Raw genomic sequence first — 15,419 nt, forward strand, 5'->3', positions numbered from 1 at the left:
CCTTTCGTGCCTAACCGATGTCTATTCACCGTCCACCTGGATTTTCTGGACAACAGATCTTCGATCGGCGGCTGTTGATGTCTAGCGTGGATGCCGGACAAGGAACCCCGGCATGAGGGAGCGGCTGTGGAGCCATCAGGACCGACCCTCTTCCAGACCCTGATCAATCAGCGGGGCTGGCAGGACTACCAGGTCTTCAAACGACGGTACGAACAGGCGGCCAAGCAGTTAGCTGAGCTGGAGGGGCCGTCCTCGATCGCGACCGCGACGATCGAGAAGCGGCAGTTCTTCCGGTACGCGCATGGCGAGGTCCGGACCCCACAGACCGTCGCCCGCCGCGTCCTGGAGTTCATGTTTCCGGGCATCCCGGCCACCCGAATCCTCGGGCCTGCGGAGTCCAAGCCGGGCCCTTCCCCACACCGCCCAGCGGCTGACGACCGCGATGCAGTGGATCCATCCGAGTACGGCCTTGAAGACGTGGTCATGGCGGCGGCGAATGAGTCGGCGCAGTTCGCGGCCAGGGCAGAGAGCAGCAACGTGGGACCGCACACTCTGGAGCAGCTGGAAGCTGACATCCGCCGCCTCGTCATGACGTACCCCAACCGGCCCGTCGGGCCCCTGTTCCGCGAGGTCCGTGCCCTCCGAGACCGCGCCTTCGAACTTCTCGAAGGACGTCAGCCACCGCGGTACACCTCCGACCTCTACGTGGGCGCCGGCGTCCTGTGCGGCGTTCTGGCGAATGCCAGTTTCGACCTGGGCCGCTACGACGCGGCCGAGACACAAGCCCGTACCGCCTTCCTGTTCGGCGAACTCGCGGGGCACAACGGACTACGCTCCTGGGTACGCGGACTCCAGGCACTGATCGCGTACTGGGACGGCCGCCCCGTAGACGCCGTACGCCTTGCGGACTCCGGAAGCGCGTTCACCCCGGAGTCCGGCACGGCGCAGATCCGGTTGGAGAGCATCAAGGCACGCGCCTACGGCCAGCTCAACCGGGGCAGCGATGCCCTGGCGGCCCTCAGCGCCGCCGACCACCTGCGAGAGCGTCTCGCCGAGGGGGACGAACTGCCAGGCGGGATGATGGCCTTCCCCGTCGAGAAGCAACTGTTCTACTCCAGCAGCACGCACCTCTGGCTGGCGGGCACCCAACACCTCAGCGATGCCGAGGCTCGCGCCGACGAAGCGGTGGAGATGTTCCAGTCTGCGCCGCCGGAGCAGCAGAGACTCGGCGAGATGTCCCTGGCCCGCATGGACCTGGCCATGGCTCGGCTGGGCCGAGGAGACGTCGACGGGGCCGCGACCCAGATCCACGCCGTCCTCGGGGTCAGCGCCCGGCGCCGCACCGAGAGCGTCGACCGCCGGATCGGCCACTTCAGCCGTCAGCTTGCACTTCACCCCGGGGCTGGATCACCTGCCGCGATCGGCCTTCGTGAGGTGATCATTGCTCATCAGGAACGCATGCCCGCTCAGCTCCCGCCAGGAGGCAGCCAGTGACGACCGTGACCCTCTTGCACCCCGGAGCCATGGGCGCGGCCGTCGCCGCCCAGGCCGTCAAGGCAGGCCACGAGGTGCTGTGGGTGCCGGAAGGCCGGAGCGACGCCACCCACCGACGCGCGAAGGAAGTCGGCACCACCGCGTGCGACTCGCTCGACGAGGCGCTGGAGAGGAGTGAGATCGTCCTGTCGATCTGTCCTCCGCAGGCCGCCGAAGACGTGGCGACCACGGTCGCCGACCACGCCTTCGCCGGGGTGTACGTCGACGCCAACGCGATCAACCCCCAGCGAATGCAGCGAATCGCGGAGGAGATCAGGCCGGGCGCCATGGTCCTCGACGGTGCGATCTTCGGCCCGCCGCCCGGTGGCCAGCGGGCTGCTCGTCTCTACCTCGCCGGAGAAGCCCAAGCCGTGGACATGGTGGAGCCAGTGTTCAAGGACACCGCGCTACACGTCCGCCGCGCCAGCGGCAGCGTCGGTTCAGCCTCCGCACTGAAGATGGCGTTCGCCAGCTACCAGAAGGCCGCCCGCACCCTCGCCGGCGTGGCCCACGCGCTGGCCGACGCTCACGGCGTCGGCGATGAGCTCACGGCCGAGGCGCAGGTGATGGCGTCCAACATCCTCTCCGACCCCGGATACCTGCCCAGCGTGGCCGCACGCGCCTGGCGCTGGGCGCCGGAGATGGAGGACATCGCCGAAACGCTCCGCGCCGCCAGGTTGCCTGCGGATATGGCCGAAGCGGCGGTCGCGGTCATGGCCCGCTGGGAAGGAGACAAGGACCACTACGACATGTCGGTGGCAGAAGCCTTGTCTCATTTGAGGGAACAGCCTGCTCGCTGAGTGGGGGCCGCCTCAAGACAGTCGTGGTCGCGGACCATCTGCTGCACAGAGGCAAAGAGAGCGGAAGATGTGGTTGAACGGGGTGGTCCCGTGCGGCTCCGGTCGCCCGGTCGCGAAGCAGTGCTTTCTGCCCTTGGCGGCAGCCGCAAGCACCGAAAGGGATCGGTGGCCGGGAGGGTTCCTGGCCACCGGTCGCGCGGTGTTGCCCGGTGGGGGCGGTCAGTCCTCGTAGGCGAGATGAATGCCGCCATTCGGAGCGGCTATGGCGCACAGCCGCTCGTACTCGGCGAGATCTTCCTCGGTCATGTGCGGGAGTACGTCCATCACCATCCGGGCTTCGGGGACCGGGCGAGGCGCCAGACTGGTCGATCGCTGATGGATGAGGCGCTGTCCAGCTCCCGATGCTGGGTGGCTTCGGCGAGAGGATGGCTGGGTCGTAGCTGGCGGCCTGGGCAACGCTACGACACCGCGCCCGCACACGCTTCGCCACATCCCGGTACCCGAAAGCCGAGCCGCCCTGTGGGTCGAAGCCGCCCGTGCCTACGCGCACCAGGGCCGCCTCGCCTCCGGCTACCAGGTCCTGCGGATCGCGGAGACCTGCGAAGCCAAGGGGGTGCGACGCCCAGCCGTCCGGGACTTGGTCGCCGACATGGCAGCCCGGGACCGTCGGCGTACGCTGCCGGAGCTCCACCACTTCAGCCGCCGACTGGGAGTCCCCGCGTGACCGAGCCGCAGCCCAAGCCCTTCCTGTACGTCGTCGTCTGCGCCGCCGGGATCGCCGGCGACGTCGGCAGACTGATCACCGCAGCGCAGGAACGGGGCTGGGAGGTCGGGGTGATCGCCACGCCGCAGGGTGTCGAGTTCCTCGACACCCGGGCGGTCGAGGAGCAGACCGGGTATCCGGTCAGGTCCGCCTGGCGTTCGCCCGGCGAGGCGCGGACCTACCCGCGGGCCGATGCCATCGCGGTCGCACCGGCCACGTTCAACACGGTCAACAAGTGGGCCGCCGGCTTCGCCGACAACCTGGCGCTCGGCATCCTCTGCGAGGCACCCGGCATGGGCGTCCCCACGGTCTTGCTGCCCTACGTGAACACTGCGCTCGCCGCCCACCGGGCCTACCGGTGCAGCATCGACGAGCTCCGGGAGATGGGCGTGCTGATCGGCAGCTACGAGCCCCACCGTCCGAAGTCCGGCGGCGGCGCCGACCGCTTCCCCTGGGAGGAGGCGGTCGATCTGCTCGCTCCGCTCCTCCGGACCGGGGCCGAGCAGCAGTGAACGTGCCGGTATCACTCCTCGGGGCAGCCTGCCCACTCGATCTGGAGGAGCAACATGGAGCAGGAGAACGCTGAAGGTCGACCGGCCATCGCAGCGGCCGTCGTGGTGCACGAAGGCCGCGTGCTCATGGTGCGTCGGCGGGTCAGGGAGGGGCGGCTCTCCTGGCAGTTTCCCGCCGGTGAGGTCGAGCCGGGCGAAGCCCCGGAGGGGGCCGCCGTACGCGAGACCTTGGAGGAGACTGGCCTCGCCGTGAGGGCGCTGAAGCCGCTGGGGGAACGGGTCCACCCTGACACCGGCCGCTTGATGTCGTACACCGCCTGCGAGGTGGCCGGCGGCCACGCGTACGTCGCGGACATCGACGAGCTGGCCGAACTCGCGTGGGTGGCCCACGCCGACATCTCTGAGTACGTCCCGTACCGCCTGTTCGAGCCGGTGCAAGAACACCTCGACGTCGTCCTGGAGTGTTGACGCGGACCGACCGGGCGCGTGGGGACAACACGCGGGGACGGTGTATCTCGGGGACCTCGGGGACCTCGGTGGGGCAGGGACTAGCCGTCGTCGAGGAGCTGGTCGGTGGCGTCCTGGACGCGCGCGGAGGCCTGGCGGACCGAGTCGAGCACGGCGTCGAGTTGGATGTCGGTCGGTCGGCCGCCGGAGTTGACGGCGCGGGTCAGCTGGTTCAGGTTGTTGCCGATCTGACCGAGGTGCCTGCGGGCAGTGAACAGCTCGATGACGGCTTCGCGACGCCCGGCGATGGCCGCAGCGCTGGTTTGAGGGTCGTGGGCCGCGTTGAGGGCGGCTTTGGCGAAGAAGCTGGCGACGGTCACGCCGACAGCTTTGGCAGCGATCGCGACAAGCGCGTACTCGTCGTCGTTCAAGCGGACGCTGCACACTTTGGAGCGTCGGCTGTTTTTGTTGGTACGGCGTCGCGTACGGGGCTCTGGAGGGGGAGCGGGGGTGTACGTGGCTTCGCACGGAGGCTGTTGCTCTTCTCCCGGCTGCGTCCGTCCGGCGGTCACAGCCTCCTCGTCAGGCGTCCCCCGGCGCCGGACGAGGCTCCGTCCCCCTGGGGCGGAGAGCCCTTTGGACACTCCGCCGATGGTGGAGTGTCCAAAGGGATAACTTGCTCCGCCTCGGGCTTGGGTAGGAGCCGCCTGTCGCTGGTCGTGGGCATCTGTGGCAGTGGGGTCGTCGTGCAAGAGCGTGCCTCCTGTTGGTCGGGCTGGTACGGCTTCGGTGCTGCGGGGGTGTGGTGTACGACTACCTCGCTCCGCGATGGATGAGCGGGGGCAGCGTGACTTTCGGGCGGGGCCTACGCGGCGTTCGCTTGGCCGCTGTCGAGTTCGGCCTGGACCCGTCGGGTGATCTCGTTCCGGCGGTCCTTGCCGATAGGGAGGCCGCGTGCACGGACAGCCGTCTCTATGTGGCGGCTTGACGCGCGTCCTTTGAGTCCGAGCGGGGCGGTGCGGGCAATGGCTAGGAGTTCGTCGTCGGTGGCAGCGGGTTTGCGACCGGTGCGCTTCTTCGGCGGGACGTGGGCTTCCGCCACTTGATCGGTCTCTTCCGCCACATCGCCTGATGCGCCCTGTACGGCGCCCGCTGGAGTGGGGCGGTCATCCTCGCGGTCCTCGGGCCGTTTCGGGGCCGGGAGCTGCGGTGTAGCGGAGTGGGCGTGGGGACGGTCCAGGTCCGCGGGATGCGTTGAGGGCTCTCCTGCCGGACAGCGGCTGTGACGGGACTCGTCGGCGGCGACGTGGCGGTGGATCTGCCGCATGAGGACGCCGAAGGCGAAGAGCGCGGCTGCTGGAGGGACAGCGGCGACGACGTAGTCGAGCGCCGGGGCCGGGACGCCGTCGGACCTGCTGACGCCGGCGACGTTCAGGGCGATCGAGCCCAGCGATCCAGCAGCTGTGAGGGCGATCGCCCACCCGTCGGTCTCCCGGCGGAGGCTGGCGCGGAGCATGAGCACTTCGCCAGCGACGATGAAGGCATCGAGCGTGGCGGGCCATGCCCATTGGCGGGCGGGGGAAGTCCCGAGGCCGTGCCGCCCTGCGACCTCGGCGAGGTGCCAAGGTGATACGCAGACGAGCCAGCCTCTCGCTGTCGGCGCGGTTCCGGCGGGAGCGCCGTATCCGGAGCCAGGCCAAGCCGGTGGCGAGGGCCAGACCGATCAGGACCAGCAGCGGCCAGCTTTCGGCCGCCTTCGCAAGGAGGTGCGATGCGGCCTGTGCCAGGGCGACCGCGAGCGCGAGGGCAACGGCTGCCGCACCCAGGACGTCTGCGGTACTGCGAGGTCGCCACCGGATGCTTCGCCGCCGCCGGGCCGTCACTGCCCGCCCGTCGGCGCGGAGACGCCGGGCTTCGGCGCGGGCTGCTGCTCGGCGGAGCTGTCGCCGAACCCGAAGACCTGGCCCCAGAGCCATACCACCGCGCATAGGCCGGCGATTGCCCAGACGCTCAGGCCCTTGGCCTTCCTGGGACCTGGCTTGCGACGGATGTAGCTGCTCACGCGCACGTATCCGTCAGGAACCTTCGGCATGCTGAATCCCTCCCCATCGGTCCGCGCTGTGCGGACCTCGAGTTCGGTTGTAGCGGCGGCTACTGATAGAACCTGATGCACCGTCATGATCGTGCGGGCGGTAAGGGCGCAAGTCGGCCATGTCTTCGGGAATGCCAGGCCGACTGCACGGCCCGTTGGCCTGCGTCGAGGCTTCGGGTCGTGTCTCACGCTGTGGAAATGCAGGGCGTACCGAATGGCCAGTTCCCGCGGAGCGCGGTCGGTGACGACTGCGCCGGGCGCCGCCCCCTGGTGAGGTGGCGGCGCTGCGTCTGATCGACCCCTTGCCGCGCATACTCCCCAGATTCTCCCCACGGGGCCCCTTGGGATGCGGTCCGTGATTTGCTTACGCTAAATCGATCAAGCTTCTGCGCTGGTTCGCTACAGCCAGTCCCGCTTCTTGAAGATCACATACAGGCTCGTGCACACCACTGCCATCAGCAGGATTGCGAAGGGGTAGCCCGCCGCCCAGTGGAGTTCGGGCATCGTCTCGAAGTTCATGCCGTAGATCGTGCCGACCAGGGTGGGGGCGAAGAGGATGGCGGCCCACGAGGAGATCTTCTTGATCTCCTCGTTCTGTTCGAAGCCGGCTTCGGCCAGGGCTCGCATTTCGGCGTTCTGTTGTTGGGAGACCAGGGTGGCGTTGACCGTCAGGATTTCCGTCAGGGCCTGGCGGAAGCCGTCCACGCGTTCGCTCGTGTGCGTCACGTGGTCGGCCACGTCGCGGAGGTAGCGCTGGAGTTCCTCGTCCGTGCCGTACTTCGCGAAGCCCGCCATCAGGGCGTGGAGCATGCCGACCAGGGGGCGGGTGGCGCGTTGGAACTCGACCATCTCGCGGGAGAGTTCGTAGATGCGGCGCGAGACCTCCGGGTCGCCGCGGAAGACCTCCGTCTCGATCTCGTCCATGTCGTTCTGGACGCCGGCTACGACGGGGGCGTAGCCGTCGACCACCGCGTCGAGGATCGCGTACAGGGCGGCCTCGGGGCCGAGGGACAGGAGCTCCGGGGTCTCCTCCATGCGGCGGCGGACCGCGGAGAGGTCGGGGGCGGCGCCGTGGCGGACGGTGATCAGGAAGTCCGGGCCCAGGAAGACGTGCAGCTCGCCGAACTCGACCTCCTCCGACGCGTCGAGGTAGCGCGCCGCGCGCAGGACGACGAAGAGGGTGTCCCCGTAGCGCTCCAGCTTGGGGCGCTGGTGGGCCTCCAGGGCGTCCTCGACGGCGAGCTCGTGGAGGTTGAACTCGGCGGCCAGCGAGTGGAGCTCCGGCTCGGTCGGGCGGTGCAGGCCGATCCAGGCCATGCCGTCGGGCTCGTCGCGCAGCCGGCGGAAGGTCTCCGCGAGGGTCGCGGGGGAGGCGATGCGCCGGCCGTCGCGGTATACGGCGGAGTCGATCACGCTGCGGTGGTCCGGGGGAGTGGCCGACGCCGGTGCGGGCTTCGGGTCCGCCGGCCGGGAGGCGGGCGGTGTGGCGGCCGGGGGCGTGGGGCGGCGCCAGCCGGTCCGCTTCGCGGAGGGCGAGGGGCGGCGGTGGCGGTGGTCCGGGCGTTCCGGCATCGCAGGTCAGCTCCCCAGTCGGACATGTTTACGGTCGGCCAAGGGGAAGGATATCGGAAGGCGTAGGCGGGTTCGCGAGGGTTCAGGCGGGTACGGGAGGGTCTGGCACTGTTGGCGCCCGTCCATTGCGGACCGCATCTGTCCGCGAGTACGGGTAGCTTGCGGGTATGGGCTCCGTACTCGACACCCGTTCACTCAACCGTGCCACGCTCGCGCGCCAACTGCTCCTGAGCCGCGCCGCGCTCGGCGCGGAGGAAGCCGTCGCGCACCTGCTCGGACTCCAGGCGCAGAACGTGAAACCGCCGTATTTCCAGCTGCACGCCCGGCTCGAAGGATTCCGTCCCGCCGCGCTCGCGCAGCTGATGGAGTCGCGCAAGGTGGTCCGGATGGTCACCATGCGGTCCACCATCCACACCCACACCGCCCACGACGCGCTGACCCTGCGCCCGCTGGTCCAACCCGCCCGCGACCGGGAAGTGGGCGCCTTCCGCAAGGGCCTCGTCGGAGTGGACCTGGAGCGGCTCGGCGAGCTCGCCCGCGCTTTCGTCGAGGCCGAGCCCCGCACGATGGGGGAGATCCGCGAGGAGCTGCTCACGCACTGGCCGGCCGCCGACCCGCAGTCCCTGTCCGTGGCCGCGCGCTGCCGGCTGCCGCTCGTCCAGGTCACTCCGCGCGGGGTCTGGGGGCGCAGCGGGCAGGTACGGCTCACCACCCTGGACCGGTGGCTCGGCCGGCCGCCGGGCGAGGAGCCGCCGGCGCACGCCGTCGACGACGCCGTCCTGCGCTACCTCGGCGCCTTCGGCCCCGCCTCCGTCAAGGACATGCAGACCTGGGCCGGACTCACCCGGCTCCGCGAGGTCTTCGAGCGGCTGCGGCCCCGCCTGGCCGTCTTCCGCGACGAGAACGGCGTCGAGCTGTTCGACCTGCCGGACGCGCCCCGGCCCGACGCCGACACCCCGGCCCCGCCCCGCTTCCTCCCGGAGTTCGACAACCTCCTGCTCTCCCACGCCGACCGCACCCGCGTGGTCCCCACCGAGCTCAAGGGGCGCACCTGGACGGGGAACCAGGCCCACCGCACCCTCCTCGTGGACGGCTTCGTCGCCGGGCTGTGGTGGTGGGAGGACAAGGGAGAGGGCAAGGGAGGCAAGGCGGAGGGCAAGAGGGGCAAGGGGGAGGGCAAGAGGGAAGGGGCTTCGATCGCCGTCGAGCTGTTCGGGAAGGTCTCGAAGGCGCAGAAGGAGCACATCGTCGCCGAAGGGGAGCGCATGATCACCGAGATGGGTGAGACGGGCGACGCCGACGGGGCCGCCGCCCCGCGTCCCTCCGTGCGCTTCGGGTCAATCCACGGCTGACGCCGCTCTGGTGGGGCGTACGGGCGGCACGGCACGATGCCTTCCATGACGCACAACACCGGCGCCACCGCCGAGTTCCTGGCCGCACGCGACTTCCTGCTCGAACGGCGCGGGGACTACGCAGCCGCCCACGCCGGATTCACCTGGCCCCGCCCCGAGCGCTTCAACTGGGCCCTGGACTGGTTCGACCACATCGCCGAGGGCAACGGCGCCGACGCCCTGCGCATCGTGGAGGAGGACGGCACCAGCCGGTCCCTCTCCTTCGCGGAGCTGTCCGCACGGTCCGCCTCCGCCGCCAACTGGCTGCGCGACCAGGGCGTCGCCGCCGGCGACCGGGTCCTGGTCATGCTCGGCAACCAGCGCGAGCTGTGGGAGGTCATGCTCGGCGCGATGAAGCTCCGCGCCGTCGTCATCCCCGCCACCCCCCTCCTCGGCGCCGCCGACCTGCGCGACCGCATCGAGCGCGGTCACGTGCGACACGTCATCGCGCGCGCCGAGGACACCGGCAAGTTCGACGAGGTCCCCGGCACCTACACCCGGATCGCCGCCGGGGCCGGTGTACCCGCCGGGGCCGGCGTACCCGCCGGATGGCTGCGGCTGGAGGACATGTACGCCGCCGACGCCCACTTCAGCCCGGACGGCGAAACCCTGGCCACCGACCCGCTGATGCTGTACTTCACCTCCGGCACCACCGCCCGCCCCAAGCTGGTCGAGCACACGCACGCCTCGTACCCCATCGGGCACCTCTCCACCATGTACTGGCTCGGCCTGCGCCCCGGCGACGTGCACCTCAACATCGCCTCGCCCGGCTGGGCCAAGCACGCCTGGTCCAACCTCTTCGCCCCGTGGAACGCCGGCGCCACCGTCTTCGTCCACAACTACACCCGCTTCGACGCCGAGCGCCTGATGGCGGAGATGGACCGGCACGGCGTGAGCACCTTCTGCGCCCCGCCCACCGTGTGGCGGATGCTGATCCAGTCCGACCTCACCCAGCTGCGCACCCCGCCCCGCGAAGCCGTGGCCGCCGGCGAGCCGCTCAACCCCGAGGTCATCGAGAAGGTCCGCGAGGCCTGGGGCGTCACCATCCGCGACGGGTTCGGCCAGACCGAGACCACCCTCCAGATCGGCAACTTCCCCGGCGCCCCCGTCAAGCCCGGCTCGATGGGGCGTCCGGCGCCCGGGTACGAGATCGTGCTGCTCGACCCCGTCACCGGCAAGGAGTCCCCGGACGAGGGAGAGCTCTGCGTGGACCTGCGCACCCGCCCCGCCGGGGTGATGACCGGCTACCGCGACGACCCCGCCCGCACCGCCGAGGCCATGGCGGACGGGCTCTACCGCACCGGGGACATCGCCTCGCGCGACGAGACCGGGTACCTCACCTACGTCGGGCGCTCGGACGACGTCTTCAAGGCCTCCGACTACAAGATCAGCCCGTTCGAGCTGGAGAGCGCCCTGCTCGAACACGAGGCCGTCGCCGAGGCCGCCGTCGTCCCGGCCCCCGACCCGCTGCGCCTCGCCGTGCCGAAGGCGTACATCGCGCTCGCGGCCGGCTGGGAGCCGGGCCCGGAGACCGCCCGGGCCCTGTTCGCGCACTCCCGCGCCGTGCTCTCCCCGTACAAGCGGATCCGCCGCATCGAGTTCGCGGAGCTGCCGAAGACCGTGTCCGGCAAGATCCGCCGGGTGGAACTGCGGGAGCTGACCGCGGCCGGCTCGGGGGCGGAGTACGACGAGGCCGACTTCGGCTGAGGGCGGGGACGCTCAGGGAATGCCGAGGGGGCGGGCCCGGCACGCGGCCGGACCCGCCCCCCCCCGTACGATCCGTACGCTACGCCGGCAGCTGCGCCTCGATCGCGGCGATGACCTCGGGGGCCTCGGGCTCGACGCCCGGCCGGAAGCGGGCCACGACCTCGCCGGACGGGGAGATCAGGAACTTCTCGAAGTTCCACTGGATGTCCTCGCCCGCCTCGCCGTCGGCGTACGCGGTCTTCACCAGCTCCTTGTAGAGCGGGTGCCGGTTCTCGCCGTTGACCTCGGTCTTCTCCAGCATCGGGAAGGTCACGCCGAAGCCGGCCGCGCAGAAGGTCGCGATGTCGTCGGCGGTGCCGGGCTCCTGGCCGCCGAACTGGTTGCAGGGCACGCCGATGACGGTGAAGCCCTTCGCCTCGTACGCGAACTGCAGGCGGGCCAGTCCCGAGTACTGCGGGGTGAGACCGCACTGCGAGGCGGTGTTCACCAGCAGGATCGCCTTGCCCTTGTGGGCCGCCAGGCTGGTGGGCTCGTCGGACAGGGTGGTCAGCGGGATGTCGTACAGGCTCATCGGGCTCTCCTCGGCACAGATACGGATACGTGTTCCGCCATGTGCTCCGAGCCTACGTCCTGGCCCGCGAGGCCCACGTCCTGCCCCGCGGGGCCTCCGTCCTGGGCGCTCCCTGGGGGGTGTGCGCCTAAGCCCCCGCCTCCACCAGGGCGTCCGCGGGGTCGTTGACCGGCTGCGGCATGCCCGTGAGGTCCATGACGAACAGGGGTATCCCGAGGTCGTCCGCGCGGGAGCGGGCGTCCTGCGTGTACCCGGCCAGCGAGAAGTAGACGCTGGTCGCGGAGGCCGTCAGCCCGTTCAGCCAGACGCACTCCACGGCCCGCAGTCCGGCCGGCGCCGTGGTCGGGTCCACCTGGGCCACCAGCCCCGGGGCCCGCAGGTCCACGGCCGCCGAGGGGACCGGCCGCGCGTCGGGCTGGCGGACGTCATGGAAGCCGAGCCACCGCAGGTACAGCGCGGCCGTCGCCACCGCGTCCCGGGCGGTACGGATGGTCACCGGGCGGAACGCGGGCCGCTGCCCGGGAGCCGCCGGAGGCCCACCGGGCGCGCGGGACCCCGATGGCCCGGCCCCCGCCGTTCCGGGCTCCGCCGGTCCCGAGCCGCCGGAGCCCCCCGGCCCCGGCCGACCCCGTCCCCGTACCTCTCCCCGGTCACCCCGGTCCCCCTGTCCTCCCCGTACGTCCGCACCCGGGCGCGGCCCCTGCCGTACGCCGCCACCCGACTCGGACGCCCCGGACGCCACCGGGCGCACCGGAAGCCGCGCCACCGTCCCGCACGACGCGCACCCCAGCTCCGGGTGCGGCCACTCGCTCACCCGCCCGCAGGCCGCGCACCGCACCGCCACCCACGTGTCGGACCACGTGCGGTGCGTCAGCGGTACGGGCGCCGCCGCCAGGTCCAACGGCGGGACGACCGGACTCCCGCACGCGCACGGGAAGACCGGGGCGGCGTAGTCGTTCTCGCGCAGGCACGCCGGGCAGTGCACCGGTACCGCATCCGCCATGAGTCCTGCCCCTCTGCGTCGTCGCTCTGCGTGGATCCATGCTCCACCACCCGCCACCGGCGGGGCGGCGTCCCCTCGATTTTCCGCTGAGATTCCGCCGCGGCCCGGTCGTTCGTACAAGTCGCTTGTGCGACACGCGGCTTTTGGTGCGTTCCGGGGTCTCGAAGCTGCTTGACGTGCCGTGACTCGCCGCTTAGCTTGTTCCGTATAGCAGAACAATACTTCCGGATTGCGGAAACCCACTGGAAGTCCGGGATCCGGAATCCGGAAGCAGCCTGACCGCCTGACCGCCTGACCCGCAGGAGAACTCGATGCCCCGTATGACAGCCGCCGCCGCTGCAGTGGAGATCCTCAAGCGCGAGGGCGTGTCGCAAGCGTTCGGCGTGCCCGGCGCCGCGATCAACCCGTTCTACCGCGAGCTCAAGAACGTCGGCGGCATCAGCCACACCCTCGCCCGCCACGTCGAGGGCGCCTCCCACATGGCGGAGGGCTACACCCGCACCAGCCCGGGCAACATCGGCGTCTGCATCGGCACCTCCGGCCCCGCCGGCACCGACATGATCACCGGTCTGTACTCGGCCATCGCGGACTCCATCCCGATCCTGTGCATCACCGGTCAGGCTCCGGTCGCGAAGCTCCACAAGGAGGACTTCCAGGCCGTCGACATCGCCTCGATCGCCAAGCCGGTCACCAAGGCCGCGACCACCGTCCTGGAGGCCGCGCAGGTCCCCGGCGTCTTCCAGCAGGCCTTCCACCTCATGCGCTCCGGTCGCCCGGGTCCGGTCCTCATCGACCTGCCGATCGACGTCCAGCTCACCGAGATCGAGTTCGACCCGGAGACCTACGAGCCGCTGCCGGTCTACAAGCCGCGCGCGACCCGTGCCCAGGCCGAGAAGGCGATCCGGTTCCTGCTGGACTCCGAGCGCCCGCTGATCGTCGCCGGCGGCGGCATCATCAACGCCGACGCCTCCGACCTGCTGGTCGAGTTCGCCGAGCTGACCGGTGTCCCGGTCATCTCCACCCTCATGGGCTGGGGCGTCATCCCGGACGACCACGAGCTCGCCGCCGGCATGGTCGGCGTCCAGACCTCGCACCGCTACGGCAACGCGACGTTCCTGGAGTCGGACTTCGTCCTCGGCATCGGCAACCGCTGGGCCAACCGCCACACCGGCTACAACCTGGACGCGTACCTGGGCGACCGCAAGTTCGTCCACGTCGACATCGAGCCCACCCAGATCGGCAAGATCTTCGCCCCGGACTTCGGCATCGCCTCCGACGCCAAGGCCGCGCTGGAGCTGTTCATCGAGGTCGCCAAGGAGCTCAAGGCCGAGGGCAAGCTGCCCGACTACAGCGCCTGGGTCGCCTCGCACCTGGAGCGCAAGGGATCGCTCCAGCGCCGTACGCACTTCGACAACGTCCCGATGAAGCCGCAGCGGGTCTACGAGGAGATGAACAAGGCCTTCGGCCCGGAGACGCGCTACGTCACCACCATCGGCCTCTCCCAGATCGCCGGCGCACAGATGCTGCACGTCTACAAGCCGCGCCACTGGATCAACTGCGGCCAGGCCGGCCCGCTCGGCTGGACCATCCCGGCCGCGCTGGGTGTCGCCACCGCCGACCCGCAGACCCCCGTCGTCGCCCTCTCCGGCGACTACGACTTCCAGTTCATGCTGGAGGAGCTGGCGGTCGGCGCGCAGCACAAGATCCCGTACGTCCACGTCCTCGTGAACAACGCCTACCTGGGCCTGATCCGCCAGGCGCAGGGCGGCCTCGGCATCAACTTCGAGGTCAACCTGGAGTTCGAGAACATCAACGCGCCGGAGCTGGGCGTCTACGGCGTCGACCACGTCAAGGTCGTCGAGGGCCTGGGCTGCAAGGCGATCCGGGTCACCGACCCGAACGAGCTGGGCGCCGCCTTCGAGGAGGCCAAGAAGCTGGCCGCCGAGTACAGCGTCCCGGTCGTCGTCGAGGCCATCCTGGAGCGCGTCACCAACATCTCGATGAGCAAGACGGTCGACATGAGCGACGTCACCGAGTTCGAGGAGCTGGCGACCGAGCCGGGCCACGCCCCGACCGCGATCCGCCCGCTGTCCGCCTGACCTCGGCTCGCGGTACACAGCTCGCAGTACACGGCCCGTGGTTCGCAGGGCAAGAGCGGCCCCCGTTCCTCCTCACGGAGGGGCGGGGGCCGCTGCCGTGCGCGCCGGGCCGGTGGACGGCATACTGCTCCGATGGACCCAGACACGGCCCCCTGGCGCAACACGACGCACGACTGGACCCGGTCCGTGGACGCCGCCCACCTCGCCGGAATCCGCCGCGACCAGGCCGCGTTCGCCCCCGGCGGGCTTCGCCACCTGCTCCTGGAAGTCCTCGCCTACGCGGCCGACGAGGCGGAGTGCTCCGCCGGCGCGGGGCGTTGCACCGTCACGCTCCACCCCGACGGCTCGGTCTCCGTGGCGGACGAGGGCCGGGGTACGGACACCCGCCTCGACGATCGGGGCCGGCCGGTGAGGAAGCCGGTCATGGCGACGAAGGACCTCCGCTTCTTCGACCACCCGGGCGCGCAGGTCCTGCCCGACGGCCACCCGCGCCGCGGCATGTCCGTCGTGGCGGCGCTGAGCGACTGGCTCGTGCACACCAACCGCAGGGCGGGCGGGGCCTGGGTCCAGCGCTACGAGCACGGCGTACCCGCCACCGGCCTGACGCCGGTCGCGGACGACGGCACGACCGGTACGACGGTCCACTTCAGCCCCTCCGGGTCCGTACGGGCGGCGAGCGCGGGCGGCGCACCGGCACCGGCGGCTCCGGCTCCGGCACCGGCACTCCTCGACCCGGCCGCTCTCGCGACCGCGTGGCCGTACCTGTCGGTGGAGGTCGACGACCGCCGGGCATGACAAAGCGCCGAGTCACGGGACCGTCCGTGACTCGGCGCTTTGAGTGTGACCGCCCGACGGTGCGAGGCTGGCGCGACAGGACGTTCGCGCCGCCGGGCGGAGTGTGGAGGCCTCTGTGCGGGGGGCTCTGTGCG

The 15,419-nt window shown here is 70.7% G+C and carries 13 protein-coding genes and 2 pseudogenes; 9 read left to right on the forward strand and 6 right to left on the reverse strand.

What is annotated here, in order from left to right; genetic code table 11:
* Positions 1 to 90: 90 nt before the first annotated feature.
* From ACS04_RS21590 to ACS04_RS21605, 5 genes and pseudogenes are all read left to right on the forward strand, one after another.
* Positions 91 to 1,494: an NsdA family TPR-like regulatory protein gene (locus ACS04_RS21590; protein WP_245236485.1), complete on the forward strand. Its 1,404-nt coding sequence runs from the start codon at positions 91 to 93 to the stop codon at positions 1,492 to 1,494.
* Complete coding sequence (locus tag ACS04_RS21595) at positions 1,491 to 2,333, forward strand: NAD(P)-dependent oxidoreductase (protein ID WP_048478338.1); 843 nt, start codon at positions 1,491 to 1,493, stop codon at positions 2,331 to 2,333. The genes ACS04_RS21590 and ACS04_RS21595 overlap by 4 nt, the downstream gene beginning before the upstream one ends.
* Before the next feature lie 463 nt (positions 2,334 to 2,796).
* Positions 2,797 to 3,057 (forward strand): annotated as a pseudogene (locus ACS04_RS39480) (helix-turn-helix domain-containing protein); the annotation flags it as partial.
* Positions 3,054 to 3,608, forward strand: coding sequence for a flavoprotein (locus ACS04_RS21600; protein WP_048478339.1), 555 nt, complete (start codon positions 3,054 to 3,056; stop codon positions 3,606 to 3,608). The pseudogene ACS04_RS39480 and the gene ACS04_RS21600, both read left to right, overlap by 4 nt.
* Before the next feature lie 54 nt (positions 3,609 to 3,662).
* Positions 3,663 to 4,076: an NUDIX hydrolase gene (locus tag ACS04_RS21605; RefSeq protein ID WP_048478340.1), complete on the forward strand. Its 414-nt coding sequence runs from the start codon at positions 3,663 to 3,665 to the stop codon at positions 4,074 to 4,076.
* An 80-nt stretch (positions 4,077 to 4,156) separates the two neighbouring features.
* On the opposite strand, the gene ACS04_RS40465 is transcribed toward ACS04_RS21605, so the two are convergent.
* The 4 genes and pseudogenes from ACS04_RS40465 to ACS04_RS21625 all read right to left on the reverse strand — a co-directional run bounded on the left by ACS04_RS40465 (position 4,157) and on the right by ACS04_RS21625 (position 7,719).
* Complete coding sequence (locus ACS04_RS40465; protein WP_425337830.1) at positions 4,157 to 4,699, reverse strand: plasmid mobilization protein; 543 nt, start codon at positions 4,697 to 4,699, stop codon at positions 4,157 to 4,159.
* A gap of 221 nt (positions 4,700 to 4,920) precedes the next feature.
* Positions 4,921 to 5,718 (reverse strand): annotated as a pseudogene (locus ACS04_RS35825) (DUF2637 domain-containing protein); the annotation flags it as partial.
* A 216-nt stretch (positions 5,719 to 5,934) separates the two neighbouring features.
* The gene (locus ACS04_RS21620; RefSeq protein WP_048478342.1) at positions 5,935 to 6,147 is read right to left on the reverse strand and encodes a hypothetical protein; all 213 of its coding nucleotides are present in this window, start codon (positions 6,145 to 6,147) and stop codon (positions 5,935 to 5,937) included.
* Positions 6,148 to 6,546: 399 nt separating this feature from the next.
* Positions 6,547 to 7,719, reverse strand: coding sequence for a magnesium and cobalt transport protein CorA (locus ACS04_RS21625; protein ID WP_048478343.1), 1,173 nt, complete (start codon positions 7,717 to 7,719; stop codon positions 6,547 to 6,549).
* Positions 7,720 to 7,886: 167 nt separating this feature from the next.
* Between ACS04_RS21625 and ACS04_RS21630 the strand changes: the two genes are divergently transcribed.
* Together ACS04_RS21630 and ACS04_RS21635 are read left to right on the forward strand one after the other, a co-directional pair.
* Complete coding sequence (locus tag ACS04_RS21630; protein ID WP_048478344.1) at positions 7,887 to 9,071, forward strand: winged helix DNA-binding domain-containing protein; 1,185 nt, start codon at positions 7,887 to 7,889, stop codon at positions 9,069 to 9,071.
* A 45-nt stretch (positions 9,072 to 9,116) separates the two neighbouring features.
* Entirely contained in the window at positions 9,117 to 10,817 is a 1,701-nt protein-coding gene (locus ACS04_RS21635) for an AMP-binding protein (RefSeq protein ID WP_048478345.1), read from the forward strand.
* 79 nt (positions 10,818 to 10,896) lie between these two features.
* Here the strand turns inward: ACS04_RS21635 and ACS04_RS21640 are convergent, their stop codons facing one another.
* Both ACS04_RS21640 and ACS04_RS21645 read right to left on the reverse strand, forming a co-directional pair.
* A complete protein-coding gene (locus tag ACS04_RS21640) occupies positions 10,897 to 11,388 on the reverse strand; it encodes a glutathione peroxidase (RefSeq protein ID WP_048478346.1) in 492 nt (163 codons plus the stop codon).
* Positions 11,389 to 11,515: 127 nt separating this feature from the next.
* Complete coding sequence (locus ACS04_RS21645; protein ID WP_048478347.1) at positions 11,516 to 12,391, reverse strand: hypothetical protein; 876 nt, start codon at positions 12,389 to 12,391, stop codon at positions 11,516 to 11,518.
* 311 nt (positions 12,392 to 12,702) lie between these two features.
* On the opposite strand from ACS04_RS21645, the gene gcl reads away from it, so the two are divergent.
* The gene (gene gcl, locus ACS04_RS21650) at positions 12,703 to 14,490 is read left to right on the forward strand and encodes a glyoxylate carboligase (RefSeq protein WP_078865094.1); all 1,788 of its coding nucleotides are present in this window, start codon (positions 12,703 to 12,705) and stop codon (positions 14,488 to 14,490) included.
* Between the two features lie 132 nt (positions 14,491 to 14,622).
* The gene (locus ACS04_RS21655; RefSeq protein ID WP_048478349.1) at positions 14,623 to 15,285 is read left to right on the forward strand and encodes a DNA gyrase; all 663 of its coding nucleotides are present in this window, start codon (positions 14,623 to 14,625) and stop codon (positions 15,283 to 15,285) included.
* Positions 15,286 to 15,419: the final 134 nt, after the last annotated feature.

The organism is Streptomyces roseus, assembly GCF_001044425.1.
Lineage (GTDB): Bacteria > Actinomycetota > Actinomycetes > Streptomycetales > Streptomycetaceae > Streptomyces > Streptomyces roseus.

What these genes read in the sequence shown, in the direction of transcription:
- ACS04_RS21655 (WP_048478349.1), top strand. Translation starts at nt 14,623, where the DNA reads ATGGACCCAGACACGGCCCCCTGGCGCAACACGACGCACGACTGGACC.
- gcl (WP_078865094.1), top strand. Translation starts at nt 12,703, where the DNA reads ATGCCCCGTATGACAGCCGCCGCCGCTGCAGTGGAGATCCTCAAGCGC.
- ACS04_RS21625 (WP_048478343.1), bottom strand. Translation starts at nt 7,719, where the DNA reads ATGCCGGAACGCCCGGACCACCGCCACCGCCGCCCCTCGCCCTCCGCG.
- ACS04_RS21630 (WP_048478344.1), top strand. Translation starts at nt 7,887, where the DNA reads ATGGGCTCCGTACTCGACACCCGTTCACTCAACCGTGCCACGCTCGCG.
- ACS04_RS21605 (WP_048478340.1), top strand. Translation starts at nt 3,663, where the DNA reads ATGGAGCAGGAGAACGCTGAAGGTCGACCGGCCATCGCAGCGGCCGTC.
- ACS04_RS21620 (WP_048478342.1), bottom strand. Translation starts at nt 6,147, where the DNA reads ATGCCGAAGGTTCCTGACGGATACGTGCGCGTGAGCAGCTACATCCGT.
- ACS04_RS21645 (WP_048478347.1), bottom strand. Translation starts at nt 12,391, where the DNA reads ATGGCGGATGCGGTACCGGTGCACTGCCCGGCGTGCCTGCGCGAGAAC.
- ACS04_RS21635 (WP_048478345.1), top strand. Translation starts at nt 9,117, where the DNA reads ATGACGCACAACACCGGCGCCACCGCCGAGTTCCTGGCCGCACGCGAC.
- ACS04_RS21590 (WP_245236485.1), top strand. Translation starts at nt 91, where the DNA reads ATGCCGGACAAGGAACCCCGGCATGAGGGAGCGGCTGTGGAGCCATCA.
- ACS04_RS21640 (WP_048478346.1), bottom strand. Translation starts at nt 11,388, where the DNA reads ATGAGCCTGTACGACATCCCGCTGACCACCCTGTCCGACGAGCCCACC.